Below are 26,355 nucleotides of genomic sequence, written 5' to 3'. Positions count from 1 at the left end.
CGCGCGCAGCGACAGGTCTTGGATCGCAAGCACTCACCGCAGTGCGATCTCGTCGACGAGCAGCAACGTGCCATGGTGCCGCCGGTACATCAGGTTAGGCCCGGCAATCATCCGGTCCCCTGCCGCCATCGGCGGACTCGGTGCGCGGGTAGGCGGCCACAATGTTCCTCTCGCCGCTGCGCGCCATACCGACGCCTGCACCGGCGCAGCGCCCCACCCATCTGTCGCAGTTGGCCTCCTTCATGAACATCACGGTCATAGGCGCGGGCTCCCCCGGCCTGGTCACCGCCGCGTGCCTCGCCCAACTCGGACACGACGCGCGCCGTTTCGACGTCGCCGCATGAGTGCGCAGACACAACCGCCATCGCGCGGGCCGCTGGCCGCGACCGGCAACATGCTCTCCGCGCTGATGCGCCGCCTGCTGGAGCAGGCATTGGCGCGCGTACGACCGGGCAAGCGGATCGCCCCCGGCATCGACGGACGCGACCTGTTCCGGCATGGCCTTGAGCAAGGGATGCATGCCTGCCGTGGCCTGCTGGTGGCGGCGACGCACCGGCGGATCTCTCCGTGCTTCGTCGGGCGCTCGGTGCGCCTGCGCTTCGTGCGCAGGATCGTCATCGGCCGCCATGCGGCCATCGGCGATGGCGTCATCCTCAGCGGACTGGGCAGCGACGGCCTTGTCCTCGGCGAGCGATCGAGCATCGGCGCCTACTCCAGGCTGGTCACGGGCACCGATATCGCGCGCCCTGGCACCCACATCCGGATCGGCCGCCGGTGCGGGATCGGCGAGTACTCGAGCATCGGCGGGTCCGGTGGAGTCTCCATCGGAGAGGACACCATCATCGGGCAGTACTTCAGCGCGCATTCGGAGAACCACAACCACGCCGACCTGTCCGTTCCGATCCGTGTGCAAGGCACGACCCGCGCGCCCATCCAGATCGGCGAAGGCTGCTGGATCGGGGCCAAGGTGACCGTGCTGGCCGGCGTCACGATCGGACCGGGCTGCGTCATCGCCGCCGGCAGTGTGGTGACCCGAGACATCCCCGCCTTCGCTATCGCCGCCGGCGTCCCGGCGCGTGTGCTGCGCCTGCGCCAGGGAGGCCCTCATGATCAGCATTGACGTGTTCGTGGTGCTCTACCGGCGCAAGATCGCCGAATCGGAGACGGTGCAGAGCCTGTTGCGCGCGACGACCGCCTGCACGCAGCTCCAGCTGCGTGTGCAGCTCTGGGACAACTCGCCCGAAGCCGATGCCCAGGCCGTCATCCTGGCGCCCGACTGGCGCTATTCCTGGAACGGTCACAACGCGCCGCTCTCGGTGGCCTACAACGCGATGCTCCTGCACGCCGCTTCGCCGTATGTGCTGGTGTTCGACCAGGACTCGCGCTTCGAACCGGACTTCCTGGACGCGCTGTGCGCCGCCATGCGCGCGGTCCCGGCCGACATGTACGTGCCGCGGATCGCCCATCAGGGTCGCGTGATCAGCCCGTGCCGGCTGCGCTGGATCAAGGGCGCGCCCCTGCCCGGGGTCACACCGGGCACGGTGCTGCCGCGCTGTTTCACCGCGATGATGAGCGGCCTGTGCATCTCGCAACGGTTCCTGTGGTCGCTGGGGCCGGCCCCGTTCGACGAGCGCTTGCGCTTCTACGGCATCGATACCCGCCTGTGCCGCGAGCTGAACCTGCGCGGCGGCCGGGCCTACGTGCACCGTGGGACGCTCGACCACGACTCCGCGCTGCGCGACAGGCGCGACCCCGAGCACTACGTGCAGCGCAAGATCTGGCTCATGCGCTCGTGGCGGCACGTGTTCGACCGCAACCGGCTGGAACGGCTGGGCGTGCACCTCTATATCGCCTGGACGGTCCTGCGCCTGGTCAGCGGACCGGGGCGGCGCCGCGGTGCGCGTTCCATTCTTGCCGAGGTCTATCGATGAGCCGTGCGCTTCGCATCCTGGCGATCCATCAGGGCAGCGAACTGTATGGCTCGGACCGCAGCTTCGCCGCCGCGGTCCAGGCGCTGCGCGAGCGTCATCCGCAGGCGCGCATCGAGGTCGTGCTCCCCGAGCCGGGCCCGCTGCAGTCGCTGCTGGAGCCCTGGGCCGATGCATGCCGCTTCGAACCGCGCGGCATCCTGCGCAAGATCGAGCTCAAGCGGCATCCGTTGAAGAGCCTGTCGGGCATCGTGGCGGCATGGCGGCGCTACCGGGCGTTGGCGGCCGAACACGATCTCTGCTACGTCAACACCACCGTCTGCGTGTCCGCGATCCTGGCGCTGCGCGGCTGCGCCGGCGGCTATGTCCATGTGCGCGAAATCCCTGGCACGGCCGCGCTGGTGCTGTTCCGCACGCTGCTGCGCCTCTCTCGCGCGCAGGTGATCTACAACTCCTATGCCACCGCGCTGGCGTTCGGGCTGCCCGGGCGGGTCATCCACAACGGCGTGGCGCCGATCTCCGACGCGCCGCCCACCGTGCCGGGTGCGCATCGGCGCTGGCGGATCGCCATCATCGGCCGCATCAACACCTGGAAGGGCCAGCAGTTCGCCCTGGAGGCGCTGGCGCGACTGGCGTCGGCGCCGCAGATCGAGCTGCGCATCGTCGGCGACGTCTTCCCGGGCTACGAGCCCTTGCTCACCGCGCTGGATCAGACCGCCGCCGACTGCCGCTTCCCGGTCGAACGGATCGGCTTCGTGCGCCAGCCGGGCCCGCATTTCGAGTGGGCCGACTTCGTCCTGATTCCCTCGCTGCTGCCCGAGCCCTTCGGACGCGTCGCCATCGAGGCGTTCTCGATCGGCCGGCCGGTCATCGCCTCGGCCGGTGGCGGCCTGCAGGAGATCGTCGCCGACGGCGTCAACGGCTTTCTGTTCGCGCCCGGCAACGCCCAGGCGCTGGCCGCGGCGGTCGAACGCGCGCTCGCGCTGGATGCCCAGGCCTACCAGGACATGGCGCTCGCCGCGCGTCGCAGCTACCAGCAGCGTTTCACGGTGGAAGGCTACCGCCAGGCGATCGGCGATGCGGTGCTGCCGTGCGCGCCCGCGGCGGCGTCATGACCGCCTCGACGACGCCGAACCAGGCGCCGGGGCATCGCTTCGCGCGCCACCTGTCCTACAACATCGGCGGCCAGGTGATCCCGCTGGTGCTGGCCGCCGTCGCCGTGCCGATGCTGGTGCACCACATCGGCGTGGACCGCTTCGGCCTGCTGACCATCGCCTGGATGGTGGTGGGGTATTTCAGCCTGTTCGATCTGGGCCTGGGCCGGGCGATGACGCGGCTGGTGGCCGAGCGGCTCGGCCGTGGCCGCGCCGACCAGGTCGCGCAGGTGGTGACCTCCGGACTGTCGCTGATGAGCCTGCTCGGTGTGCTGGGCGGCGTGCTGCTGGCGGTCGCCTCGCCCTGGATGACCGATCTGCTGCGGGTGCCGGAGGCCTTGCGCGGCGAGACGCGCAACGCCTTCCTGCTGCTGGCCGCATCGGTGCCCGCGGTCGTGCTGTCCACCGGCCTGCGCGGCGTGCTGGAAGCGCATCATCGCTTCGGGGTGACCAATGCGATCCGCACGCCGGTCGGGCTGTGGACCTTCGGCGGTCCGCTGTGCGTGCTGCCCTTCACCGATCGTCTGGACTGGGTCGTGGTCACCCTGGTGCTGGGGCGCTACATCGCCCTGCTGGCCTATGCGATCGCCACCGCGCGCGAAGTGGGCCGCCTGGCGCGCGCGCACGATGGCGACGCCTCCTGGCGCGAGTTGCTCCACTTCGGCGGCTGGATGACCGTGTCCAACGTGATCTCGCCGCTGATGGTCTACATGGACCGCTTCTTCATCGGCGCCCTGCTCGGGACCTCGGCCGTGGCCTACTACACCTCGCCCTACGAGGTGGTGTTCAAGCTCAACGTGGTGTCGGAGGGCCTGTTCGGCGTGCTGTTCCCGCTGATGGCCAACCGGTTCGCCGCCAGCCAGGCCGAGCCGGATCGCCTGTTCTCGCTCGGTGCGCGGATGATCGCCGCCGGGCTCCTCGTGCCGGTCGTGCTGATCGTGGCGCTGGCCGAGCCCTTCCTCGGCCTGTGGCTCGGGCCCGACTTCGCCCTGCGCAGCAGCGTGGTGATGCAGGTGCTGGCACTCGGCCTGCTGGTGAACGGCTTCTCCAAGGTCGCCTTCAACGCCATCCAGGCCCACGGCCGTGCCGATGTCACGGCCCGGTTGCACATGGTCGAACTGCCGCTTTACGTCGTGGCGCTGATCGCGCTGACGCGGCAATGGGGCATCGTCGGCGCGGCCCTGGCGTGGAGCCTGCGCATGGTGCTCGATGCGGCGTTGCTCGGGTGGATGAGCCGGCGCATGGCCGGCATCACCGGCCCCTGTCTGCGGCGCTGCGCCGTCCTGGCCCTGGCCACCTTGGCCTTGGCGATGACTCCCTTGCTGCTGCCCGCGGGCCAGCCGCTGCTTCGCGCCGTCGCCGTGCTTGCGCTGATCCCGATCGCCGCAGCTGCCTTCTGGCGCTGGCAGCTCGATGCGCAGGAACGCGGCCGTCTCCTCGGCCAGCTGCACCAGGCCTGCGCGCGGCCGCGCAGGCTGCTGCGCGGCCCGCGCGCCCAGGGCCGCTAGCGCCCTGGGCCACGCACGCCGGGATCAGCGAAACGGCATCACCACGCCGACCGACAGCATCGGGTCGGTCAGACTCGCACGCGAGCCGGAGCTTTCATGGCGCTGGTAGCGCGCTTCGATACGCAACCGGAACCGCTGGCCGAGCGCCGTCTCGATGCCCAGCCCCGCGCGCATCATCACTCCGCCTCGGCTGGCCTCGCGCGGCAGCCCACCCTCATAGGCATAGCCCAGGCCAGCCGTCACATAGGGCGCGATCTTCGCGTCGCGATCGAAGAAGTACAGCGCGTCGGCGGCCACCACCGCCATGTCGTCCTTCGCGTCCAGGTCGGCCAGCTGCACGCTGGCCTCCAGGTTCCAGTGCGCACCCGCGGTGGTGCCGACCAGCGCCTCGCCCGCCACACCGGCGCGATCGGTGCGAAAGGCGTCGTTGTGCACGTAGGCCAACTTGGCGCCGGCATACCAGTCCCGATCGGAGGTTTGCGCCTTGAGCGCCGTCGCCGGCAGCCCGCATCCACACGCCGCCACGACGGCGCAGAGCAGTTTGGTCTTCATCATGTCCCCAGTGAGATGGTCGGCGAGCTCCGCCGGCGCCAGGCGTGCCGAGTCGACGCCAGCCTGGCCGTGGGGAGCCAAGCGCCGACATTAGTCAGGCGCGCGGCCGAGCTCTCGCCGTTTGCAGGGCGCATCCCGCCATTTCGATGACCTGCACGGGCGGGCTCGCGAAGCCGGCACGCACGCGCCGGCGGTGCCCATCGCGCGGCGCGCTAGGAGCGCGGGCGAGCCGCCAGCGCCAGGCGGAGCAGCGCGTGCCCGGCGATCATGGCGCACACCGCCACCCGCACCGGCCACGAGCGCCGCGGGGCCTCGAAACGGCGGAAATAGCGCCACAGCCCGCGATGCTTGTGCCACTCGACGAACAGCGGCCGCGAGCGGCTGGACACGCCGCGCACGTGCAGCACCTGCACATCGTTGGCCACCGCCACCGTGGCGCCGGCCTCGCGCGCGCGCCGGCACAGGTCCAGGTCCTCGGCATGCAGGCGATAGCCCTCGTCCAGGCCGCCCAGCGCGTCGAACAGCGTGCGCGGCATCAGCATCAGCGCGCCGGAGACGGCCTGCACCGGCTGCACCGCCTGTGCGGCGTCCATCGGCACGCCCAGCTGCGCGCCGCGTGCGGGACTGCGCAGCATCTGCGCGAAGTCCGGGTCGCGCCGCCGCGCGGCGGCGTCGCGCACGCCGTCCTCGCCGACCAGGTCGGCGCCGAGCAGCGCATTGCCGAGCGCCTGCGCATGGGCGCGCAGGCGCACCAGCGTGTCGGCCTCGACCATCAGATCGGGATTGACGAAGGCCAGCCAGGGCGCGTCCGAATCGCGCGCGCCCTGATTGCAGCCGACCGAGAAGCCGGGGTTGTCGGGGTTGCCGATGAAGTGCACGCGCGGATCGCGCGCGGCGTGGCGCTGGACGATCTCCAGCGTGCCGTCGTCGGAGGCGTTGTCGGCCACGCGGATCTGCACGACATCGCGCGCCGCGCGCAGCCGCGTCAGGCAGGCCTCGATGGTCGAGGCGCTGCGGTGGGTTACCACGATGGCGGCGATGCCGCCGGCGTCAGCCGAAGAGTTCACGTTGTTCCGTGGATCCCGCCTGCGCGTAGCAGGCCTCCAGGCGCTCGCGCAGGGCGCGCAGCGGATCGTCCATCAGGAAGCGGGCCACGCGCGGATTCCAGTCGGGCCAGCGCCCGGCCAGCGCGTCCATGTCGCCCTCGTCCGGGCCGCCCTCGCCGCCGCGCGCGACGAAGGCCGTCTCGCACAGCACGTTGCGCCAGCCCAGCCCGGACAGGCGCAGCGACAGGTCGATCAGGGCGGCATACCAGCTGCGATAGCTGTCCAGGTCCAGCCCGCCGGCGCGCGCACGCGCGCGGCCGCGCAGGGCCACCGCATGGCTGACCGCGGCCGGCAGCTCCGGATAGGTCGCCGGCAGGGCGGCGCAGGCGCGCGCGGTGCGCTGCGGGTCGACCGGCGGCGGGGCGATCTCGCCCACGCGCGGCCAGGCGGCCGCCTCGCCGGCGTTGCACCACGGCGTGGCGGTGGCGATGGAGGCGTCGCCGGCCAGGCAGGCGGCCAGCTGGTTCAGCCAGCCCGGCAGCGGCTGGGCGTCGGGCGAGAGCACCACCACGTCCAGCCCGGCGCAGGCGCGCAGCATTTCGTCCAGGTGCGCGACCTCGCCGAGCGGATACGGACGTCGCGTGTAATCGGCCTTCAGGCGCGTGCGCGCCAGCCAGCGCTCGATCAGCGCCAGCCCGCGCGGACCGACCTGGGCGTTGTCGGCCAGCCAGACCTGCGTGCCCGCCGGCGTGCCGTCCTCGAGCGCGCCCAGGCAGGCGTCCAGCGCCTGATCGTCCACGCCGACCGGCAGCAGCACGATCGGCAGGGGTGCGGCGTCGTGCGGGCTCACTTGCCCTTCGGCGGGTGCAGCGGTTCCATGGCGCGGAACTTCTGGCTGTATTCGTCGGTGAGGTTCCGCGCTTCGGCCGGGTTGCGCACGATGGTCGGGGTGATCAGGACGATGACTTCGCTGCGGTTGGTGTCCTGGGTCTTCTGCCCAAACAGCGAACCCAACACCGGGATACGACTCAGATACGGCACACCAGAAGAGCCGGCCTTGACAGAATCGGTAATCAGGCCGGCCAACATGATGGTCTGACCGCTCTGCACGGCCGCCTCGGTCTTCACGAAGCGGGTGTTGATCGGCACATTGCAGGCGCTGACGCTGGCATCGCAGTTGGCAGGCGAGGCGCCGGGCGAGCTGACCTCCTGCGCGATCTCCATGAACACCGTGCCGTCCTTGGTCACGCGCGGGCGGACCTTGAGGATCACGCCGGTATCCAGATACTGCACCTGGCTGTAGGTCTGCGAGTTCAGACCGGTGTTGACCGAATAGGAATTGACCGGGATCTGCTCGCCGACCTTCAGCTCGGCCTGGGCGTTGTTGCGCACGAACACGGAAGGAGTCTGCAGCAGGCGCAGGTCGGTGACGGTGTCCAGGGCGCTCAGCACAGCGGCGGCATTGTTGCCGAGGAAAGTCCAGGTCAATCCGGCGCCGGAGGTGATGCTGCGGCCCCAGACGTTGCCGGTCAGGCTAGTGGGATCCGGCTGCAGTCCCTGCTGCTCGAAATACCAGTTCACGCCGTACTTCAGCTGGCCTGTCAGCGCCACCTCGGCCACCTGCGCCTCGATATGCACCTGCATCGGCATCACGTCCAGCTTCTCGATCACGTCCTTGATCGAACGCCAGGCGTTGCCGTTGGCGCGCACCAGCAGCGAGTTGGTCTCCTCCACCGCGGCCACGCCGACCTTGCTGCCCTCCACTTCCAGGGTGACGTTGCCGTTGCCTTCCTGGCGCGCATTGAGCGACACATCACCCGAACCCGAGCCGCTGCGTCCGCTGCTACCGCCCAGCCCCGAGCTGCTGCCCAGGCCGCTTGATCCATCGTCGCTGCGGCTTCCGTCCTGGTTGCCGCCGAACTGCAGCGTGCTGCCGCTGCCGTCCATGCCGCTGGAGGTCAGCGAGGTGCCGATGGCGCCCGGCGCCAGCGAGCTGGTGGAACCGCCGCCGCGCCCGCTGCCGCCGCCGAAGACTTCGGACAGGCGCTGGGCCAGGTCGCGCGCCTTGATGTACTTGAGCTCGTAGGAGAACAGGCGCGGGGTGTCGCCGGCGTTGTCGATGCGTTCGAGCCAGTCGCGGATCTGGTCCAGGTAGGCCGCCTGCGGGGTGATCACCATCACCGCATTGGCGCCCTCCAGCGGCATGAAGCGGAACATGCCGGCGCTGGGCGTCTTGCTGTTCTCGCCGAACACCTTCTCCAGATCGGCCACGACCTTGCTCGCCTGGCCGGTCTCCAGCGGGAACACGCCCACCGACATGCCCGAGAGCCAGTCCACGTCGAAGATCTGCACCGTGCGCAGGTAGTTCTCCAGCTCGGTGCGCGAGCCGCTCAGGGTGATCAGGTTGCGGGTCGGGTCGGTGGCGATGACCGCGTTGGGCCGCGCATACGGCTCCAGGATCTTCTTCATCTCGTTGGCCGCGATGAAGCGCAGCGGCACCACGCGCACCTCGTAGCCGCGCGCGTTGCCCGCATCGCCCGAGCGCGGCGCCACGGTGCCGGCCAGCGCCTGGTCGGCCGGGACGATGTTGTAGCGGCCGTCGCTGTAGACCATGCGCGCGTTGTTCCAGCCCAGCACCTGTTCCAGCAGCGACAGCGCCTGCGCCGGCGACACCGCGCGCGGCGTGGCCAGGGTCACCGTGCCCTGCACGCCGGGCGCGATGACGTAGTTCTGGCCCAGCATGTCGCCCAGGATCGCCTTGACCACCGCCTGCAGCGACTCGCCCTCGAAGTTGAACATCGCCCCGCCGCCGGTGGCCCCGCGCAAGGCCGGCGGCGGCGCGGCCGCGGCGCTGCGGTTGATCACCTGGCCGGTGCCGCGCCGGATCTGCGCCTGCGGGCCGGTCTGCGGCTCCTCGGGCGAGGTCATGGGCGAGGTCTGCGCCGCGCCGGCGGTCGCGCCCGGATTGGCCAGGTTGCCCTGGCGCTGCACGTTCGGCACCGGCGCGGTGGCGCAGCCGGCCAGCAGGCCGAGCAGGAGACTGAGCGGGAGGACGAAGCGTGACGTCATGTCTGCACTCTATGGATCGTTCGATGCGATGGACAGGGGCAAGGCGCTAGTTGCCGGTCGGCGCGCCGGCGCCCTGCTCGCGCAGCTGGCGGCGGCGGGCTTCGATGCGTTCGCGGATGGCCTGCATCTGCTGTTCGGGGGTGACCGGCGTTTCGGCCGGCGCCTGCTGGGCCGGGCTGCCGGCCGCGGCATTGGCGCTGGCGCCGGCCTGGGCGGCGTTGCGGGCCTGGTTCTGCGCCTGCGCCTGCGCGGGCGCAGTCGGCGGCGGCGGCACCGGCAAGCTGCGCGGCGCCTGCCCGGCCTGCATGCCGGCCGGCGGCGGCCGGCCGCCGGAGGACAGCGCCGTCGGCGGCTGCCCGCCCTGGCCGTCGAACACGCGCAGGGCCAGCGTGCGCTGGCCTTCGGGGCCGTCGAACACCGCCTGCCGCGGCGCCAGCTCGGTCAGGTGCCAGGCCGGCGCCTCGGCCGGCGCCTCGCCCACCCGGACCCGCACCGCCGAGGCCGGGCCGCCGTCGCCGGGCTTCTGCAGGATCGCCAGCCGCACCGTCGGGGTGATCAGCACGCTGGTCAGCACGTAGTCGAAGCTGGTCTTGGCGGCGGCCTCGCCCTGCCCCTCGAGGAAGAAGGGATGCGGCTGCCGGTCCGGCGCGAACACCGGGCGCTGACCGATGGCCGCGTACTGGTCGGCCGGCCCCAGGCGCTCGGGCGCCTGCGGCGGCAGCGCGGGCAGGCGCTGCACCAACGCCGGATCGTCGGCCAGCGGCGCGATCGCCCGGCCCATGCCGGCCAGCGCCAGCACCCAGGCCAGCAGCGCCCAGCCGGCGATCACCAGCAGCAGCCAGGTGCGCGCACCCAGGGTGTCACTGCGCACGCACACCTCCCGCCACAGGCGCCGCCGCTTGCGCGGCCGGCTTGAGGTAGCCGTACAGGTCGAAGCTGACGTTGAGCCCGGCGTTCTGATCCTCCGTGCCGGGTGCGCGCAGGTTGAAGGTCTGCGCCAGGATGTTGAGGTTGTCCACGAACAGGCGCGGGCTGCCCGATTCCAGCGCGTGCAGCACCGCGGCGGTCTGGTCCACGCCGCAGCGCAGGGTGACCTGCACGGTGACCCGGGTGAAGCGCTCGGTGCCCTGCTGCGGGACCGGCGAGCGGTTGGTGATCGCGCAGCTGCGGTTGCCCGGGCTGGCCTGGGCCACGACCGTCTCCAGGCGCTGGGTCAGCGCGGCGGTGGCCAGCTCGGCGGTGGGTTCGGCCAGGAAGCCGGGGCGGTTGCCCAGCGCGGCCTGCGCGGCGGCGAGCTGGCGGGCGACCAGCGGGCGCTGAGCCAGCTGGGTGCGCACGCGCAGCTCGCGCTCGCGCGCGGCGTCGATGCGCGCATCGAGCGCGCGCATCGGCACGGTCCACCACGGATGCACCAGCACCAGATAGGCCAGCGTCAGCGCGGCCAGCAGCAGGCCCAGCGCCAGCCAGCGGTCCTGGCGTTCACTCCTGGCGCGCATTGGGCCTCCTGGCGGCGGACGCGGGCGGCGTGGCGCCGGCCAGCTGGGCGGTCATGCTGAAGCGGTCCAGCCGCGTGCGGCGGTCCTGCTGCAGGGCGCCGGTCAGCGCCGGCGAGGTCCACAGCGCCGAGCCTTCCAGCTGCTTGACCAGGCCCGGGGCCTCCGAGCTCAGGCCGATCAGCAGCAGCCGGTCGCCCTCGATGGAGACCTTCTCCAGGTAGGTGTTGTTGGGCAGGCGGCGGGTGAGCTCGTCGAGGATCTCGATGGTGGTCGGGCGCGCGGCGCGCTGGCGCTGCAGGAAGCCCGCGCCTTCAACCAGATCCACCAGCTGCTGGCGCTGGGCGGCCACGCCGCGCGCCTGCGCGGCGCTGCGTTCGACCTGGGCGGTGAAGTCGTCGGCGGCGGCCTGGCGGTTGGACAGCACCTGCCAGCCGGCCAGGACGACGAACACCACCGCGGCCAGCGCGGCGATCAGGTTCCAGCGCCGCGCCGGACTGGCCCGGCGCACGCGCAGCGCCGGCGGCAGCAGGTTCACGCCCAGCGGCTGGCCGGCCTCGTCGGCCACGTCCAGGCCGGCCAGGCCGGTAGCGACCGAGCCCAGTTCCTCCAGCGCGCGGTCCACGGCCTGGCGGCGCACGACCACCAGCTCGGCCTCGATCTGGCCGTCGCCGCGGCGGGCGACGATGCGCGCGTCGTAGTACACCGATTCGGCGGTGAACGGGGTCTGCCGGTCGATCTCGAACCCGACCACCTCGCGCAGCCGCTCGGCCGCCGCGGCCGGCAACAGCAGCGGCCGGCGCAGCACGCGCACGGCCGGCAGCAGGCCCCAGCGCGGCAGCCCGGCCACGCGCGGATGGAGCACGGCATCCAGTTCGGCCGAGGACAGCGGCAGGGGCAGCTCGGCCAGCGCCTCCGACCCGTCCAGCCCGGCGCGCAGCAGCTGCGCCTGGCCATCGCGCGGGACCAGCAGCAGGCGCTCGGCGGCCAGGCCGAACAGGCGACGCCAGCGCGGCGGCAGCCAGCTGGCCAGCGCATCGCGCCACCAGGTGAGGAAGCCGCTGGCGGCGCCGACGGAGCGACCCAGGGCCGGCAGCACCGGGGCGGCTGCGCGTGGTGTCGTCATCGGGGTTCCCAACCTTCCTCCCAGCGCAGCGTGGTGTACAGGGCCCCTGGCGTGGGGCCACCGCCCGTGCGCAGCACCGCCCGCAGGACCGCCTGGCGGCCATCGGGGAGCTGTGCACGACTCTCGATACTATACGTGCCGGTGCCGCGCCCGACCTGCGGCGCGCCCACCTGCTGCGCCGCCTCGCGCTGCTGCTGGATCAGGCCGGGGTCCAGCCCCAGTGCGGTCAGCACCGGGCCCTGGGCATAGGCCGGGTCGGGCTGGGCGCGGCCGTAGAGGGTCAGGTAGGGCTTGATCCGCGCATAGACCTCGGGCGTCCAGCCCAGCACCTGCTCGACCTCGGCCACGGTCTCGAACGGCGCGTCCTTGGCGCCGTAGGGCAGGCCGGCCTCGGCGTAGTCGCCGTCCTCGGCGCCGCCGACCGGCTGGCGCAGCGAATCGGCGTCGCGCCAGTCCACCACCGCGCCGGCCAACTGCTGGGCGCGGGCCTGCTCGACGCCGGTGGCGACGAGCACGCTGGCCAGGGTCTGGGCATCGACCTGGTTGAGATCGACCTTGCCGCTCTCGTCGGTGATGCGCACCAGCACCTGGCTGCCGGCGTAGCGCCAGCGGTAGGGCCGCCCGTCCGGAATCCAGCGGCTGCGCGGGTCCTGGTCGTCCACGCGCTGCATGGCGTACTCCAGGCCGGCGCGGGCGACTTCGCGGGCCACGCTGCCCTCGGCCGTGACGCGTCCCTGCAGCGCCTCCACCCGCGCGGCGAGGGCGAAGGCGCCGATCAACGCGGTCAGCAGCGCGATCAGCCACACCACCAGCAGCAGGGCCACGCCACGCTGGGCGGCGGGCGAACGCGGCGGACGGACGCGGCTCACGGTGTGACCTCGTGGCTGCTGCCGCTGCCCTGGGCCAGGGTGACGACCATGTCCGGCCAGCGCGGTCCGTCGGCCGGCACGATCTCGATGGACACCTGCACCGGCAGCGCCTCGACCTGGGTCCAGCCGTCCTGCCACGGGCCCAGGCCGCCGTTGTCCGGCAGCAGGCCGCGGTAGCGGAAGCGCACCGACTTGAGCCGGTCGGCCAGCAGCTCCGGCGGGCGCGGCGTGCCCGGCTCGTCGATGGTCTGGCCGGCCTGGACCATCTTCAGGTCGACCTGCAGCCGGCTGCCGTCCTCGGTGGCGGATACGTCGTGCAGGTACGGTCCGCCGCGCCCCAGATAGTCGGGCAGGTCGGCGACGAAGCGCATGCGCGTGCCGGTGCCGGCGAAGCGGTAGGCCAGGCCGCGCTCGGGATCGCGCGCGAAGGCGATGGCCTGGGCCGAGGCCAGGTGGCTGCGCAGGAAGCCCTGCACCGCGCGGATGCGTTCGTTGCGCGCCGCGGTGGCCTCGCCGCGATGGACCAGGCCGGTGGCCGCGCGCAGCGTGGCGAAGCCCACCGCCAGGCCAGCGGCCAGCAGCAGCGTGGCCAGCAGGATCTCCAGCAGCGTGAAGCCGGCGGCGCGGCGCGGCGCGACCGGGGCGCGGAGCCTGCGCCTCATGTGCCCGGCGTGCCTTGCGCCGCGGCCAGGCGCAGGCTGCGCCATTGCAGCGCCTCGCTCTCGCCCTCGCCCCAGCGCACGGTCAGGCGCACTTCGAGCAGGCGCGTGGCGGCCGGGTCGATCAGGCCGTCGGCGGGCCGGCCCGGATCGCTCCAGGGCGCGACCTCCAGGCGCCAGTGATAGCGGCCATCGTCCAGCGCGCCGTCCTGTTCGCCCGGCTGCAGCGGCGCGCCCGCGCCGACCTGGGCCAGCAGGCTCTGCGCATGCAGCGCCGCGCGCCCGGCCAGGTTGGCGCGCTGGATCTGCCGCGAGGCGCCGGTCAGCGCGCCCAGCAGCAGGGTCAAGGCCAGCGCCAGCAGGCCGAAGGCGACCACCACCTCGATCAGCGTGAAGCCGCGCTGGCGCCTCATGGCGCGCCTCCTACCTGTCCATCCACGCGCACTTCGCCGGTCAGCCAGGCCACGCTGAGCCGGCGCGTGGCCTGGCCTGCGACCAGTTCGAGCTGGCCGCCGGTGGAGGCGCCGTCGGGATAGAACACGATCGCGCCCTGCCCCGGCTGCGCGGCGGCCTGGCGCGCGCCGTAGAAGCGCACGCCCAGCTGTTCGGGCAGGCGGCCTTCGCGCTTGCCCGGCGCGCTGTAGCGATGCGCGGCCGGATCGATGGTGAAGCGCTGCGGCTGGCCGGTGGCGATGGCCTGGGCGCGGGTGAAGCGCAGCTGCGCGGCCACCTCGCGCGTGGCCCCGCGCAGGCGCAGGCCCTGCAGGCCGCCGCTCATGGCCACGGCGGTCAGCGTGCCGATCAAGGCGATCAGCGCGATCACCACCAGCACTTCGATCAGCGTGAAGCCCGCCGGCCGGCGCCGGACGCGGCCCTTGCCGGGGCGGGCGCGGCCGCGCATGGACCGCTCAGGGCGAGTAGGCGATATCGGCGTTGACGCTGTCGCCGCCGGGCTGGCCATCCTTGCCCAGGCTGACCAGGTCGAACGGGCCCTGCTGGCCCGGCACCGAATACTGGTAGGGGTGGTTCCAGGGATCCTTCAGCTCGCTCTCCTTGGCGTAGGGCCCCAGCCAGCCGGCGGTGCCGGCCGGCGCGCTCACCAGATCCGACAGTGAGCCCGGCAGGTGGCCGGTGTCCATCTCGAACTGCTGCACCTTCTCGGCCACGGTCTGCACCTGCGCCCTGGCCAGGTTGACCTTGGCCCGGTCGGCGTTGCCCAGGATGCGGCTGGCGGCGAAGGCGACGATGCCGCCGATCAGGATCACCACCACGATGATTTCCATCAGGGTGAAGCCGGCCTGGGCGCTGCGGGCGGGCGGAGGCGTCAGGGAGCGTGCGTTGCGCATGAGAGGTCTTCCATTTACGTATTGCGAAGTCAGGGAAAAACAGCGTGCGGGTCAGTTGATCGCACCGGCCAGATCGTACAGCGGCACCAGCACGGCGATGATGACCGCGCCCACCACCGCGGCCAGCACCAGGGTCACCGCCGGCACCAGCGCGGCCAGCATGCGGTCCAGCGCCTGCGCCGTCTGTGCCTCGAAGGTATCGGCGGTCTTGAGCAGCATCGCGTCCAGCGCGCCGGACTCCTCGCCCACCTGCATCATCTGCAGCGCCAGGCGCGGGAAGCGCTTGCCCGCGCCCAGCGCGGTCGACAGCGCGCGGCCGTTCTTGACCGCATCGGCGGCGCCTTCCACGTCGGCGGCCAGCGCGCGGTTGCCCAGCACGTTGCGCGCGATGCCCAGCGCGCCCAGCAGCGGCACGCCGTTGCGCAGCAGCGTGCCCAGCGTGCGCGCCAGGCGCGCGGTTTCCAGCCGCGCGATCAGCGGGCCGATCAGCTTGCGCTGCAGGATCCAGCCATCGAAGCGATCGCGGAAGGCGGTGTCGCGCCGCTTGCGGTCGATCCACAGCAGCGCCAGCGCCGGCAGCACGATGAAGGCCAGCCACCAGCCTGCGACGAACTGCCCCACCGCCAGCACGATGCGCGTGAACCACGGCAGGGTGACGTCCAGGCTCTCGTACATCTGCGAGAACTGCGGCACCACATAGCCCAGCAGGAACAGCATCGCCAGCCCGACCACCACCATCAGGATGGCCGGATAGATCAGCGCGTTGATCACCCGGCCCTTGAGCGCGCGGCTGCGCTCCAGGTAATCGGCCAGGCGCTGCAGCGTGTCGTGCAGCGTGCCGCCGGCCTCGCCGGCGCGCACCATGTTGATGTACAGACGCGAGAACGTGCCGTGCTGGCGCTCCAGCGCGGTGGACAGCGGCGCACCGCCGCGCACCGCCTCGCGGATGTCGGCCACCGTGTGGCGCGCCTTGTCCTCGTCCGGCAGCTCCAGCAGGATCGTCAGCGCCCGGTCCAGCGGCTGCCCGGCGCTCAGCAGCGTCGCCAGCTGCTGGGTGAACAGCACCAGCCGCTGCCCGCCGAAGGCATTGGGCTGCAGCAGCAGCTTGAACGAGCCCAGCCCGCCGCCCTCGGACGCCAGCCGCGCCTCCATCGGCAGATGGCCCTGCTCCTGCAGCCGCGCCACCACCTCGGCCTCGCTGGCCGCCTCCATCTGCGCCTCCAGCACCTCGCCGCGCGCGTTGAGCGCTTTGTAGCGATACACGGGCATCAGGGCAGCCGGGCCTGGGAAGCGGGAACTCGGCGCGTAGAGGCCCGGGGTGCATGCGCACCGTCGCCACACGCGGAATCCCAGAACTCGTCATTCCCGCGAACGCGGGAATCCAGTGCCTTCCGCACTGGCACCGCCCCGCGGGCCGTGGAGCCAAGTCGCTGGATTCCCGCGTTCGCGGGAATGACGGCAAGGACAGTGACCTGAGATGGCGCGTCCATGGGAAGGACACCGGTGGCGGTTTCGACGTTCATTTCACGATCTCGCACCAAAGATCGCGCCAATACGCATTGCCCTGCTCGATTAGATCGACCTTCCAAGCACGGCGCCATTTCTTGAGCCGTTTCTCGCGCAGGATCGCGGATTCCATCGTCTCGTGAAGCTCGTACCAGACCAGGCGCACCACCGCATGACGGTCGGTGAAACCTTCCACGACATGTTCCCGGTGTTGCCAGATCCGGGCGGGCAGATTGCTGGTCACGCCGACATAAAGCGTGCCGTTGCGATCGCTCGCCAACATATAGACGCAGGGTTGTCGTTCGCGCATGGTTCTTCCTTGAACACCGACGCATTTCCGTGACTGCAGGCCTATGCAAGGTCGCCGCCATGTCTACACCGTCATCCCCGCGAACGCGGGGATCCAGCGACTTGCCGTCACAGTGAGATTTCCATGCGTGGCGAGGCAGGCACTGGATTCCCGCGTTCGCGGGAATGACGAGTTCAGAGATGGCGCGCAGCGGCGTTGCTCCGTCACTGCCACCGCGATCTATAAGCACCCGCGCGGCCTTACGCATCCTCGGTCACCCGCAGGACTTCCTCGATGGTGGTCATGCCGGCCAGGGCCTTGGCGATGCCGTCCTCGTACATGCTGCGCATGCCGGCGTTGCGGGCCAGGGTCTCCAGTTCGCCCATGCCGGCGTGGCGCATCACCGCCGCGCGCAGGGCGTCGTCCATCACCAGGAACTCGGTGATGGTGGTGCGGCCCAGGTAGCCGGTCGGGGCGATGGCCGAAGCGCGCGGGCGGTACAGGAAGATCTCGCCATCAGGTTGGTAGCGGCGCAGGTTGAAGCGGGCGATCTCTTCGGGCGTGGCCGGATACGCTTCGGCATGCTGCGGCTCCAGCCGGCGCACCAGGCGCTGGGCCAGGATGCCGTTGACCGTGGAGGTCAGCAGGTAGTCCTCCACTCCCATGTCGAGCATGCGGGTGATGCCGCCGGCGGCGTTGTTGGTGTGCAGCGTGGACAGCACCAGGTGGCCGGTGAGCGCGGACTGGATGGCGATGCGCGCGGTTTCCAGGTCGCGCATTTCGCCGATCATGATGATGTCCGGGTCCTGGCGCACGATGCTGCGCAGCGCGCTGGCGAAGTCCAGGCCGATCTGCGGCTTGGCCTGGATCTGGTTGATGCCTTCGATCTGGTACTCGACCGGGTCCTCGACCGTGATGATCTTGACGTCTTCGGTGTTGAGCTGGCTCAGCGCGGTGTACAGCGTGGTGGTCTTGCCCGAACCGGTCGGGCCGGTCACCAGCAGGATGCCGTGCGGCTGCTGCAGCACGCGCAGGAACTGCGGCAGGAAGTCCTCGGTGAAGCCCAGCCGCTGGAAGTCGAACACCACCGTCTCGCGGTCCAGCAGGCGCATCACCACGCTCTCGCCGTGCGCGGTCGGCACGGTGGACACGCGCAGATCCAGCTCCTTGCCCTGCACGCGCAGCTGGATGCGCCCGTCCTGCGGCAGGCGCCGCTCGGCGATGTTGAGCCGGGCCATGATCTTGATGCGGCTGATCACCGCGGCGGTGAGGTTGGCCGGCGGGCTCTCGCCCTCCTCCAGCACCCCGTCGACGCGGTAGCGCACCTTCAGGCGGTTCTCGAACGGTTCGATATGGATGTCCGAGGCGCGCAGTTCGACCGCGCGCTGGATCACCAGGTTGACCAGGCGGATCACCGGCGCTTCGGAGGCCAGGTCGCGCAGATGTTCGACATCGTCCAGCTCGCCGCTGGCCTCGCCGTCGGCGGTCTCGACGATGGCGCCCATGGCGCTGCGGCCCTGGCCGTGCCAGCGCTCGATGGTGTCGTCGATCTCCGAACGCAGCCCGACCACCGCACGCACCGGTCCGCCGATGGCCATCTGCACCGCATCCACGGCATAGGGGTCGCACGGGTCGGCGACCCACAGCGACAGCGCGCCGTCGGCCTCGCCCAGCGGGCAGACGTGGAACTGCTTGAGGAAGCGCAGCGACAGCGCCACGTCCTCGGGCAGTTCGGGCGGGACGTCCGGCAGCTGCTTGGCCGACAGCAGCGTCAGGCCCAGCACCTCGGCGCTGGTCTCGGCGTGGTCGCGCTCGGACACCAGGCCCAGGCGCAGCAGCAAGGCCAGCACGTGGCCGCCGGTCTCCTCCTGCAGGCGCCGCGCGCGACCCAGGTCGGCCTCCTTCAGCTTGCCCTTGGACAGCAGGGCCGCGACCACGCGTTCGTCGGCCGAGGGGGACAGGCGGGGTTTCAGAGCGGTGACGGGGACAGCGTTCACGTACGACCCTTGCGCAGCGTAGGGCGCAACTCTAACAGCGGCCCGCGACGCGGCGGCAGAGGCGCGGCGCACCGCGCCCCGCAGACGACGCCGCGCCGGGACCGGGCCCCGGCGCGATGCCCTGCCTTACTGCCGCGCCGACAGCGTGGCGCCCGCATAGGCGCCGGTGCCCACCACCTTGAGGTAGTACGTGCCGGCCTTGGGCGCGGTGAAGCGCACGGTCTCGTTGTTGCCGGCGCGGGTGGACTTGGCGTCGAAGTCGCTGCTGGTCGGCGCCTTGTCGAAGCTGGCGTACAGCGACAGGTTGCCGGTTCCCCCCAGGGTGATGAACGACAGCGTCTTGCCGGCCACGGCCTCGAAGCTGTACAGCGTCTCGCTGCCGGCGGTGCCCGAGACGGTGACGCCGACCTTGTTGGTCAGCGGCGTGGCCTGCGGGCCACAGGTCTCGGTCTGCGGATCGCACGGCGTGGCGATGGCCTCCTTCACCGCGGCGGCGGCATCGACGATGCCCGCGCCGATGGGCCGGTTGGCGACCGGGGCCACCGCCGGCGCATGGGCGGTGCGCTGCAGCAGGTCGACCACCTCCGTGGGCGTGAGCAGCGGCAGGCCGGCGTCCAGACGCGCGCCCTGCACCAGCGCCACCACGCCGCTGACGTGCGGGGCGGCCTGCGAGGTGCCGGCGTAGCCGCCGTAGTCGCTGTCGTTGTCCACCGGCGTGGTGGTGCCCGAGTTCAGCGCCTGCCAGACGAAACCGTCGTTGGTCGGCGTGCCGGAGGTGCCGTCGTTGGGATACACGCCGCCGCCGGGCGCGGCGATCTCCACGCTGGTGCCGTAGTTGGAGTAGTAGGCGCGGCGGCTGGTGATGCCGGTGGAGGCCACGGTGATCACGCCCGGGCAGCTGGCCGGCGAATAGCCCGCCGCATCGGCATTGCTGTTGCCGGCCGAGACCACCACGGTGGCGCCCAGCGCGTTGGCCTGGGCCACGGCCTGGCCGGTGACGTCGCTGGCCGTGCACACGCCGCTGCCACCCAGGCTGAGGTTGATGACCTGGGCCGGATGGGTGTTGGCCGGCACGCCGTCCACGCTGCCGCCGGCGGCCCAGATGATCGCGTCGGCGATGTCGCTGTCGTAACCGCCGCAGTGGCCCAGCACGCGCACCGGCAGGATCTTCGCGTTGTAGGCCACACCGGCCATGCCGGCGGCGTTGTTGGTCAGCTCGGCGCCGGCGGTGCCGGCCACGTGGGTGCCGTGCCAGGTGCTGTCCTCGGGCGGGTTGTCGGCGTTGGTGCACGCGCTCAGCCATGGCTCCTCGGTGGTCCAGTCGCCGGTGTCCCAGCCGCCGGGCGCGCGACCGTCGGCGTCGCGGCCGGAGATCAGCTTGTCGGTGATGAAGTCGTAGCCGTCGCCGGCCAGTTCGGTGTTCAGGTCGACGTGGCGGGTGATGCCGGTATCGAGCACGGCGATGACGATGCCGTTGCCGTCGGCCAGGTCCCAGGCGTTGTTGACGTTGGCGCCGCCGTTGTTGGCGTTGCCGCCCTGGGTGGCGGTGCCGTCGGGCGCCTTCAGATGCCACTGGTACTTGGCGTAGTAGGTATCGCTGGGGGTGAAGGTGGCCGGCGCGGCCGCGGCCGGGGCGCGGATGTCGCGCACCGGGCGGCGCAGCAGGTCCGGCTGCACGCGCAGCACGGCCGGGTCGGCGGCGAGCTGGCGCATGAAGGCCTCGGCCTCGACGCGATCGAGCTTGCGCGAGGTCTTGACCAGTTCGGCACCGGTGGCGAGCCGGCGCAGATGGCTGGCGGTGGCGATGCGGCCGGGCGCGCTCAGGCCGGCGCGCGACAGCGCGGTGGTGGCGCGCGCTGCGGCGCCGGTCGCGCTGGACGCGGTGGCGGTGCTGCCGTCGCGGTAGGTGATGATGAAGCGGCCGATCTTCTGCTCGCTCTCCGCGCCCGCCGTGGGCAGGCGCGTGGTCTGCGTCGGCGTGGCCGCGTGGCTGGCCGTGCTGGCGGCGAGCGCGAGCACGAGGGCCGGAAGGAGGATGCCGCGAGGTGTGCTGGTCATTGCTGGTCGTCCCTTTGCGCAAGTGAAAGTGTCAGCCCGGCGCCTGGCGGGCCGGATTCGATGACGCATGTGCGCCGCGTCGGGCTGGGCCGGGCGGCGTTCCATCCCTGCACGGGCCGCCGCGAGGGCGACGGCCCGTGGTGTTGCCTCACCAGCCGAAGCCGGCGCCCACGCCCACCGAGCGTTCGTCGCCGCTGAAGGCGCCGCCGACGGTGATCGTGGCCCGCTCGCTGAGCGCGCGCTGGTAGCCCACCGACAGCGCGTTCTCGCCGCCCTGGAAGCCCACGCCGACGCCGACACGGTTCTCGGTGTGGATGCCGGCGGCGCTGGTGGCCATGTTGAGCATCGCCGCGTTCATCGCGCCCTGGCGGTCGATGCGGCGGTCCTGCTCGGCGAAGCGGCGGTCCACGCCCTGCTTGTAGCCGTCCAGGTCCTGGTTCCAGGCATTGAACTTGGCGTCGGTGTAGCTGTTGGCGCTGCTCAGCGTCTGCGTGGCGGTGTTGTCGGTATAGGCCTTGGCGGTGGCCACCGACTGCGCGTCGCCGGCCTGCACCTGGCCGACGTTGGCCGCATCGTTGGCTTGCGTGCCGGCGGCCACGTTGGTGACCTGACGCTGGTTGCCGGCACTGCCCACCGAGACGGTGTTGGCGCGGTCGTTGGTCGAACCCTGGCCCAGGGCGACGGCGTTCTGCGCACTCACGCTGCTGCCCTGCCCCACGGCCGTGCCGCTGGCCGCAGTCACCGAGGTGCCTTCGCCCACCGCGACCGCGTTGGTCGCCTCGGCGGCGATGGTGGCATTGGCGCCGACCGCGGTGCTGCCGTCGGCGTTGACCCGCGCATTGCTGCCGATGGCCGTATCGCCGGGGCCGGCGGCATAGGCGGCGCCACCGATCGCGGTGCCGCTGTCGGCATTGGCCTGGGCCGCGTCGCCGAGCGTGGTGGAGGCCGGCGTGACCGCTGCGGCGGTCGTGGCGGCGGCAGTGGCGGTGGAGGTAGCGGGCGTGGAGCGCTCGCTCGCGGCGGTGCGCAGCGTCTCGGTGGACGCTTCTTCCGCTGCCGGTTCGACGCTGGCCGGGGCGGCGGCGCTGAGCGTCCTGCGCGCGGAGGTGGCGACCTTGCTGGCGCTGGCCGTGCCGCTGCGCGCGTCGAGCTCGGTCACCTTCGAATCCAGCGCGGCCAGCGCATCGCCCACGCTGTTGTAGCCATCGCCCTGGACGATGAAGGTCGGCGTGGTCAGCCCACCGAGCGGGCCGACCGAGGCGCCGCCGCCGAGGTAGCGCGCATAGGCCTGCAGCGACTGGTAGAGCTGACCGCCGGTGACCGCCTCGGTGCTGCCTTCGGCCAGCAGGCCCTGGCTGAGGTTGACGATGCGGCGCGTGGCCGGGCCGCCGCGGCCGTTGCCGCTGCCCAGCGAGACGGTATCGGCCTCGTAGGTGCGCGAGCCCGCGCCCAGCGCCACCGAGTTGGCGCCGGTCGCACCCGCATTGGCACCCAGCGCCACGCCGTTGCTCGCGCTCTGCCGCACGAAGGCGTTGTAGCCCACGGTCACGCCATTGGCGCCCAGCGTGCTGGACTGCAGGCCGACCGAGGTGGCGTTGATCGCACTGGCCTTGCTCGCCGCGCCCACCGCGATGGCACCGGCACCGCTGGCCGCGCTGCCCGCGCCCAGCGCCACGCTGCGATTGCCAGCGGCGTTCGCCCCCGAACCGGCCGCGGTGGCATCGCTGCCGCCGGCGCTGGCCAGGCCCTTGCCGGAGAACTGGAAGCCCGCGCTGGTGCCTTCGGCCGAGGCCGCCACCGCATCGAGCTGCGACTTGTTCACCGCATCGGTGTCCTGCGTGCCGGCGGCGACGTTGGTGATCTGGCGCTCGGCACCCGCATCGCCGACCGAGACCGTGTTGTTGCGCGTGGCCTTGGAATTGGCGCCCAGCGCCACGCTGTTGTCGCCGAACGCCGTGGCGTAGTAACCGATCGCGGTGCTCGCCTCGCCGCTGGCCCAGGTCTCGGCGCCCAGCGCGGTGGACAGGGCGGAGGGCGCATAGGCGAAGTAACCCACCGCCGTGCTCTCCAGCCCGTCGGCCCCGCTGAGCACGCCGCTGGCCAGGCTGTAGTCGCCCGCGGCGATCGCGCCGGCGCCGAAGGCGCTGGCCGATTCACCGCTGGCCTGCGTCGAAACGAACGCGCCCTGCCCCGGAACCAGATCGACCACACCGCCGACCGCGGTCGAACTGGTGCCCACCGCCGCACTCGAGGTGCCTACCGCGGTGGTGTAGTCGCCGATCGCATTGGCCACCGCGCCCACCGCCGTGGCCTGCGCGCCGGCCGCGTAGGCGCCCACGCCGGTGGCGGTGGCGGCGAAGCCGGAGGCATCCGCGCTGGCGCCCAGCGCGGTGCCGCCCACGCTGGCGCTGGTCGCGCCGGTGCTGACCGGCGCGCCCTCGACGGTGATCAGCGGATCGCCGTTCTCGTCCACCGCCACGCCGCCCACGGCCACGCTCGCAGGTCCGGCGGCCTGCGCGTTGTTGCCGAAGGCCGCCGCGTTCTGGCCCGCGGCCACGGCGTTGAAGCCCACTGCCGTGGCGTTCTGCGCGCTGGCGTTGGCACCCGAGCCGAACGCCGAGGCACCGCTGCCGATCGCATTGCTCGCCTCGCCCGCGGCCACGGCGTTGTCGCCTTCCACATACGCACCGGCATCGCTGTCGGCGCTGCCGCTGGCCTGGAAGTACTTGCTGGTGGTCTGCGCGGTGGCGGCGACCTGGTCCAGCTGCGCCTTGTTCACCGCATCGGTGTCCTCGGTGCCCGCGGCGACGTTGGTGATCTGCCGCTCGGCACCGGCATCGCCGACCGAGACGCTGTTGTCGCGCGCGGCCACCGCGCCGGCGCCCAGCGCCACGGCGTTGTTGCCGGTGGCCTCGCTGCCGGCGCCGAGCGCGATGGCGCTCTCGTTGTCGGCCAGCGCGTTGGTGCCGATGGCGATGCTGTTGATCGTGTTGCCCAGCGCCTGGTAGCCCAGGCCGATGCTGTAGTCGCCATAGCCGAACGCGCCGCGACCGATCGCGGTGGCGCTGGCGCCCGGGGCCCAGCTGTTGAAACCGATCGAGGTCGCGCCGCTGCCGCTGGCCCAGGCACCGGTGCCGAAGGCCGAGGTGTTGAGCCCGGTCGCCCACGCGCCCTGGCCGAAGGCCGAGGCGCCCTCGGCCGTGGCCCAGGCATAGGCGCCGACCGCGGTGGCGTAATCCTGGCTGGCCCAGGCGCTGTCGCCGAAAGCCACCGCATAGCCGCCGACCGCGCGCGCCTTGTAGCCGCCGGCCGTGCTGTGTTCGCCCAGCGCCTGCGCACCGTAGCCGAACGCCGAGGACACCGTGCCGGTGGCCTGCGCGCCGGCGCCGACCGCGGTGGCGTCCTGGGTGGCGTTGGCGCCGACCAGCACCGGCTTGCCGTCCGCATCCTCGATGGGGCTGTTGTACTGATCGAAGGCCTGGCCCATGCCGCCGACGGCGACGCTGCCCTCGCCCACCGCCGCGCTGTTGTGGCCGATGGCCGTGGCCTGGTTGCCCGCCGCGCCGGCGCCCGCGCCGTAGGCCGATGCGCCGGTGCCCAGCGCGTTGGCGGCCTCGCCTGCGGCGACCGCGTCATCGCCTTCCACATAGGCGCCGGCATCGCTGTCGGCGCTGCCGCTGGCCTGGAAGTATTTGCTGGTGGTGTTGGCGGTCGTGGCGACCTCGTCCAGCTGCGCCTTGTTGACCGCGTCGGTGTCCTCGGTGCCGGCGGCGACGTTGGTGACTTGGCGCTCGGCGCCTGCATCGCCCACCGACACCGTCTTGGCGCGCGAGGCCACCGAATCGGCGCCCAGCGCGACGCTGTTCTCCGCCTCGGCGAAGGCGTTGACACCGATCGCCGCGCTGCTGGTGCCGTCGGCATAGCTGTTATGCCCCAGCGCCGTGCTGTATTCGCCGGTGGCCCAGGCGCCGTTGCCGAACGCGGCGCTGCCGGTGCCGCTGGCGCGCGTGCCGATCAGGCCGAAGAAGGTGCTGCCGCCGACGGCGGTCGCCTCCTCGCCCAGCGCCTGGCTGCTCTCGCCCACCGCGGTGGAACTGCCGCCCTGCGCCGCGGCGCCGGCGCCCAGCGCGGTCGCGTTGACGCCCACCGCCTCGCTGCCATAGCCGAAGGCCGAGCCGAAGTCCCCGGCCGCGCTGGCGAAGCCGCCGTTGGCCGTGGCGGCCAGCCCGGCCGCGCTGCTGCTGAAGCCGCTCGCCGTGGCCTGCAGGCCCGTCGCCGTGGCGGCGGCGCCGGTGGCGGTGCTGAACGCGCCACTGGCCTGCGCACCGGCGCCCAGCGCGCTGGCGCCCACCGCGCTGGCGCTGGTGGTCTGGTCCAGCAGCACCTCGCCGGTGTCCGGATCGGCATAGGTCAGCGTGCCGCCCACCGCGGTCGCCGAGTCGGCGCTGGCGGTGGCATTGAAGCCGCTGGCGGTCGCGTTGACGCCGGCCGCCGTGGCGCCGCCGCCGAGCGCCGAAGCGCCGTTGCCGATGGCATTGGCGGCCTCGCCCGCGGCCACGGCGTTGTCGCCTTCGACGTAGGCACCGGCATCGCTGTCGGCGCTGCCGCTGGCCTGGAAATACGTGCTGGTGGTGTTGGCGGTCGCGGCGACTTCATCCAGTTGCGCCTTGTTGACCGCATCGGTGGCTTCGGTGCCGGCGGCCACGTTGACGATCTGGCGCTCGGCGCCGGCATCGCCGACCGACACGCTGTTCTCGCGCTGCGCCACCGAGCGCGCGCCCAGCGCCACGCTGTTGGCCGCGGCGCCGTGCGCGCCGAAGCCCAGCGCGGTGCTGTCGCTGGCCTGCGCCCACGCGCCCGCGCCCAGCGCACTGGCGCCTTGCGCATCGGCCGAGCTCAGATAGCCCAGCGCGGTGCCATAGTCGCCATTGGCCCAGGCGCCGTTGCCGAAGGCCGCGCCGCCTATGCCCAGCGCCTGGGTCTGGTAGATGCCGCCCAGCGCCGAGCCGCCGACCGCGGTGCTTTCCTCGCCGCCGGCGATGGAGAACTCACCCAGCGCCGTGGCGCTGGTGCCGGTGGCCTGCGCGGCCAGGCCCAGGCTGGTGGCGTAGTCGCCGCTGGCCACGGATTCGGCGCCGTGCGCGGTCGCCCCGGCGCCGCTGGCGGTGGACAAAAAACCGCCAGCGGTCGATTCGATGCCGCTGGCCACACTCTCCGCGCCATGCGCGGTGGCACCGTCGGCGGTGGCGGCGCTGTAGTAGCCGCTGGCCGTGGATTCCACGCCGGACGCCTCGCTCAGCGCACCGTGCGCCACGCCGCCATCGCCGCTGGCCAGCGCCGCCGCGCCGCTGGCGGTGGACTGCGCGCCACTGGCCTCGCTCTGGAAGCCCACCGCCGTGGACGCATCGCCCGAGGCATCGGCGCCGCAGCCGATCGCGATGCCGTTCCCGCCGCCGGCGCGCGCCGTGCGCGTGGCCGCATCGGCGCAGTCGGCCGTCTGCGGCGAGATCGCGGTACTCGCCTTGCCGGAGGCAACACCACCGCCCACCGATTGCGCCAGCGCGCTGTGCGCGGCGAACACCACCACCGCGGCGAGCGCGGCCCGCACCATGCGCGCCCCCTTGCCCTTGCCGTGGCGCGAGGCCAGTTCCGAGGCCACCACGACCTGCCCGCGTCGGGCATCCCACAGCTTGCAGAAGATGCGATTCATGCGTTCCTTTCCTTGGCGTTGTGTTGTTGCGGGCAAGAGACCCCC

The 26,355-nt window shown here is 72.2% G+C and carries 22 protein-coding genes; 5 read left to right on the top strand and 17 right to left on the bottom strand.

The window, feature by feature from the left end:
* Positions 1 to 161: 161 nt before the first annotated feature.
* The 5 genes from QE438_RS18155 to QE438_RS18135 are packed head-to-tail and all read left to right on the top strand — an operon-like array spanning position 162 to position 4,590.
* Positions 162 to 344, top strand: coding sequence for a hypothetical protein (locus QE438_RS18155; RefSeq protein WP_306993596.1), 183 nt, complete (start codon positions 162 to 164; stop codon positions 342 to 344).
* A complete protein-coding gene (locus tag QE438_RS18150; protein WP_306993599.1) occupies positions 341 to 1,120 on the top strand; it encodes an acyltransferase in 780 nt (259 codons plus the stop codon). The genes QE438_RS18155 and QE438_RS18150 overlap by 4 nt, the downstream gene beginning before the upstream one ends.
* Complete coding sequence (locus QE438_RS18145) at positions 1,107 to 1,931, top strand: glycosyltransferase (RefSeq protein ID WP_306993601.1); 825 nt, start codon at positions 1,107 to 1,109, stop codon at positions 1,929 to 1,931. The genes QE438_RS18150 and QE438_RS18145 overlap by 14 nt, the downstream gene beginning before the upstream one ends.
* Positions 1,928 to 3,043 (top strand): glycosyltransferase, encoded by a 1,116-nt coding sequence (locus QE438_RS18140; RefSeq protein WP_306993603.1) that lies wholly within the window; start codon positions 1,928 to 1,930, stop codon positions 3,041 to 3,043. The genes QE438_RS18145 and QE438_RS18140 overlap by 4 nt, the downstream gene beginning before the upstream one ends.
* A complete protein-coding gene (locus QE438_RS18135; RefSeq protein WP_306993606.1) occupies positions 3,040 to 4,590 on the top strand; it encodes a flippase in 1,551 nt (516 codons plus the stop codon). Before QE438_RS18140 ends, QE438_RS18135 begins: the two co-directional genes overlap by 4 nt.
* A 24-nt stretch (positions 4,591 to 4,614) precedes the next feature.
* Here the strand turns inward: QE438_RS18135 and QE438_RS18130 are convergent, their stop codons facing one another.
* The 17 genes from QE438_RS18130 to QE438_RS18050 form a co-directional block, all read right to left on the bottom strand.
* The gene (locus tag QE438_RS18130; protein ID WP_306993608.1) at positions 4,615 to 5,142 is read right to left on the bottom strand and encodes an outer membrane beta-barrel protein; all 528 of its coding nucleotides are present in this window, start codon (positions 5,140 to 5,142) and stop codon (positions 4,615 to 4,617) included.
* Positions 5,143 to 5,354: 212 nt separating this feature from the next.
* A complete protein-coding gene (locus QE438_RS18125) occupies positions 5,355 to 6,209 on the bottom strand; it encodes a glycosyltransferase family 2 protein (RefSeq protein WP_306993610.1) in 855 nt (284 codons plus the stop codon).
* On the bottom strand, positions 6,193 to 7,038 hold the full coding sequence (locus QE438_RS18120) for a glycosyltransferase (RefSeq protein WP_130523144.1): 846 nt from the start codon (positions 7,036 to 7,038) through the stop codon (positions 6,193 to 6,195). The genes QE438_RS18125 and QE438_RS18120 overlap by 17 nt, the downstream gene beginning before the upstream one ends.
* The gene (gene gspD / locus QE438_RS18115; protein ID WP_306993612.1) at positions 7,035 to 9,257 is read right to left on the bottom strand and encodes a type II secretion system secretin GspD; all 2,223 of its coding nucleotides are present in this window, start codon (positions 9,255 to 9,257) and stop codon (positions 7,035 to 7,037) included. The genes QE438_RS18120 and gspD overlap by 4 nt, the downstream gene beginning before the upstream one ends.
* Before the next feature lie 46 nt (positions 9,258 to 9,303).
* Entirely contained in the window at positions 9,304 to 10,128 is an 825-nt protein-coding gene (locus QE438_RS18110) for a hypothetical protein (protein WP_306993615.1), read from the bottom strand.
* Positions 10,118 to 10,753: a type II secretion system protein GspM gene (gene gspM / locus QE438_RS18105; RefSeq protein ID WP_306993617.1), complete on the bottom strand. Its 636-nt coding sequence runs from the start codon at positions 10,751 to 10,753 to the stop codon at positions 10,118 to 10,120. The genes QE438_RS18110 and gspM overlap by 11 nt, the downstream gene beginning before the upstream one ends.
* Positions 10,737 to 11,876 carry a PilN domain-containing protein gene (locus QE438_RS18100; protein ID WP_306993619.1) on the bottom strand — a complete coding sequence of 380 codons (1,140 nt, stop codon included), beginning with the start codon at positions 11,874 to 11,876 and terminating at the stop codon, positions 10,737 to 10,739. Before QE438_RS18100 ends, gspM begins: the two co-directional genes overlap by 17 nt.
* Positions 11,873 to 12,745, bottom strand: coding sequence for a type II secretion system protein GspK (locus QE438_RS18095; protein WP_306993621.1), 873 nt, complete (start codon positions 12,743 to 12,745; stop codon positions 11,873 to 11,875). The genes QE438_RS18100 and QE438_RS18095 overlap by 4 nt, the downstream gene beginning before the upstream one ends.
* Positions 12,742 to 13,407: a type II secretion system protein J gene (locus QE438_RS18090; protein WP_306993622.1), complete on the bottom strand. Its 666-nt coding sequence runs from the start codon at positions 13,405 to 13,407 to the stop codon at positions 12,742 to 12,744. The genes QE438_RS18095 and QE438_RS18090 overlap by 4 nt, the downstream gene beginning before the upstream one ends.
* Complete coding sequence (locus QE438_RS18085) at positions 13,404 to 13,817, bottom strand: prepilin-type N-terminal cleavage/methylation domain-containing protein (protein WP_130530659.1); 414 nt, start codon at positions 13,815 to 13,817, stop codon at positions 13,404 to 13,406. The genes QE438_RS18090 and QE438_RS18085 overlap by 4 nt, the downstream gene beginning before the upstream one ends.
* The gene (locus tag QE438_RS18080) at positions 13,814 to 14,305 is read right to left on the bottom strand and encodes a GspH/FimT family pseudopilin (protein ID WP_165424293.1); all 492 of its coding nucleotides are present in this window, start codon (positions 14,303 to 14,305) and stop codon (positions 13,814 to 13,816) included. The genes QE438_RS18085 and QE438_RS18080 overlap by 4 nt, the downstream gene beginning before the upstream one ends.
* 7 nt (positions 14,306 to 14,312) lie before the next feature.
* Positions 14,313 to 14,750, bottom strand: coding sequence for a type II secretion system major pseudopilin GspG (gene gspG, locus QE438_RS18075; protein ID WP_130515354.1), 438 nt, complete (start codon positions 14,748 to 14,750; stop codon positions 14,313 to 14,315).
* Between the two features lie 51 nt (positions 14,751 to 14,801).
* Positions 14,802 to 16,019, bottom strand: a complete 1,218-nt coding sequence (locus QE438_RS18070) for a type II secretion system F family protein (protein ID WP_307184054.1) — start codon at positions 16,017 to 16,019, stop codon at positions 14,802 to 14,804.
* A 250-nt stretch (positions 16,020 to 16,269) separates the two neighbouring features.
* Positions 16,270 to 16,566, bottom strand: a complete 297-nt coding sequence (locus QE438_RS18065; protein WP_306993624.1) for a GIY-YIG nuclease family protein — start codon at positions 16,564 to 16,566, stop codon at positions 16,270 to 16,272.
* A gap of 239 nt (positions 16,567 to 16,805) precedes the next feature.
* On the bottom strand, positions 16,806 to 18,542 hold the full coding sequence (gene gspE, locus QE438_RS18060) for a type II secretion system ATPase GspE (protein ID WP_306993625.1): 1,737 nt from the start codon (positions 18,540 to 18,542) through the stop codon (positions 16,806 to 16,808).
* A 126-nt stretch (positions 18,543 to 18,668) separates the two neighbouring features.
* A complete protein-coding gene (locus QE438_RS18055) occupies positions 18,669 to 20,600 on the bottom strand; it encodes a S8 family peptidase (RefSeq protein ID WP_306993626.1) in 1,932 nt (643 codons plus the stop codon).
* A gap of 148 nt (positions 20,601 to 20,748) precedes the next feature.
* Positions 20,749 to 26,310, bottom strand: coding sequence for an ESPR-type extended signal peptide-containing protein (locus tag QE438_RS18050; RefSeq protein WP_306993628.1), 5,562 nt, complete (start codon positions 26,308 to 26,310; stop codon positions 20,749 to 20,751).
* Positions 26,311 to 26,355: the final 45 nt, after the last annotated feature.

Source organism: Pseudoxanthomonas sp. SORGH_AS_0997 (assembly GCF_031453535.1).
GTDB classification, from domain to species: Bacteria; Pseudomonadota; Gammaproteobacteria; order Xanthomonadales; family Xanthomonadaceae; genus Pseudoxanthomonas_A; species Pseudoxanthomonas_A winnipegensis.
The sequence above is the reverse complement of the archived record's forward strand: the minus strand, read 5'-3'. Positions and strand labels throughout refer to the sequence as shown.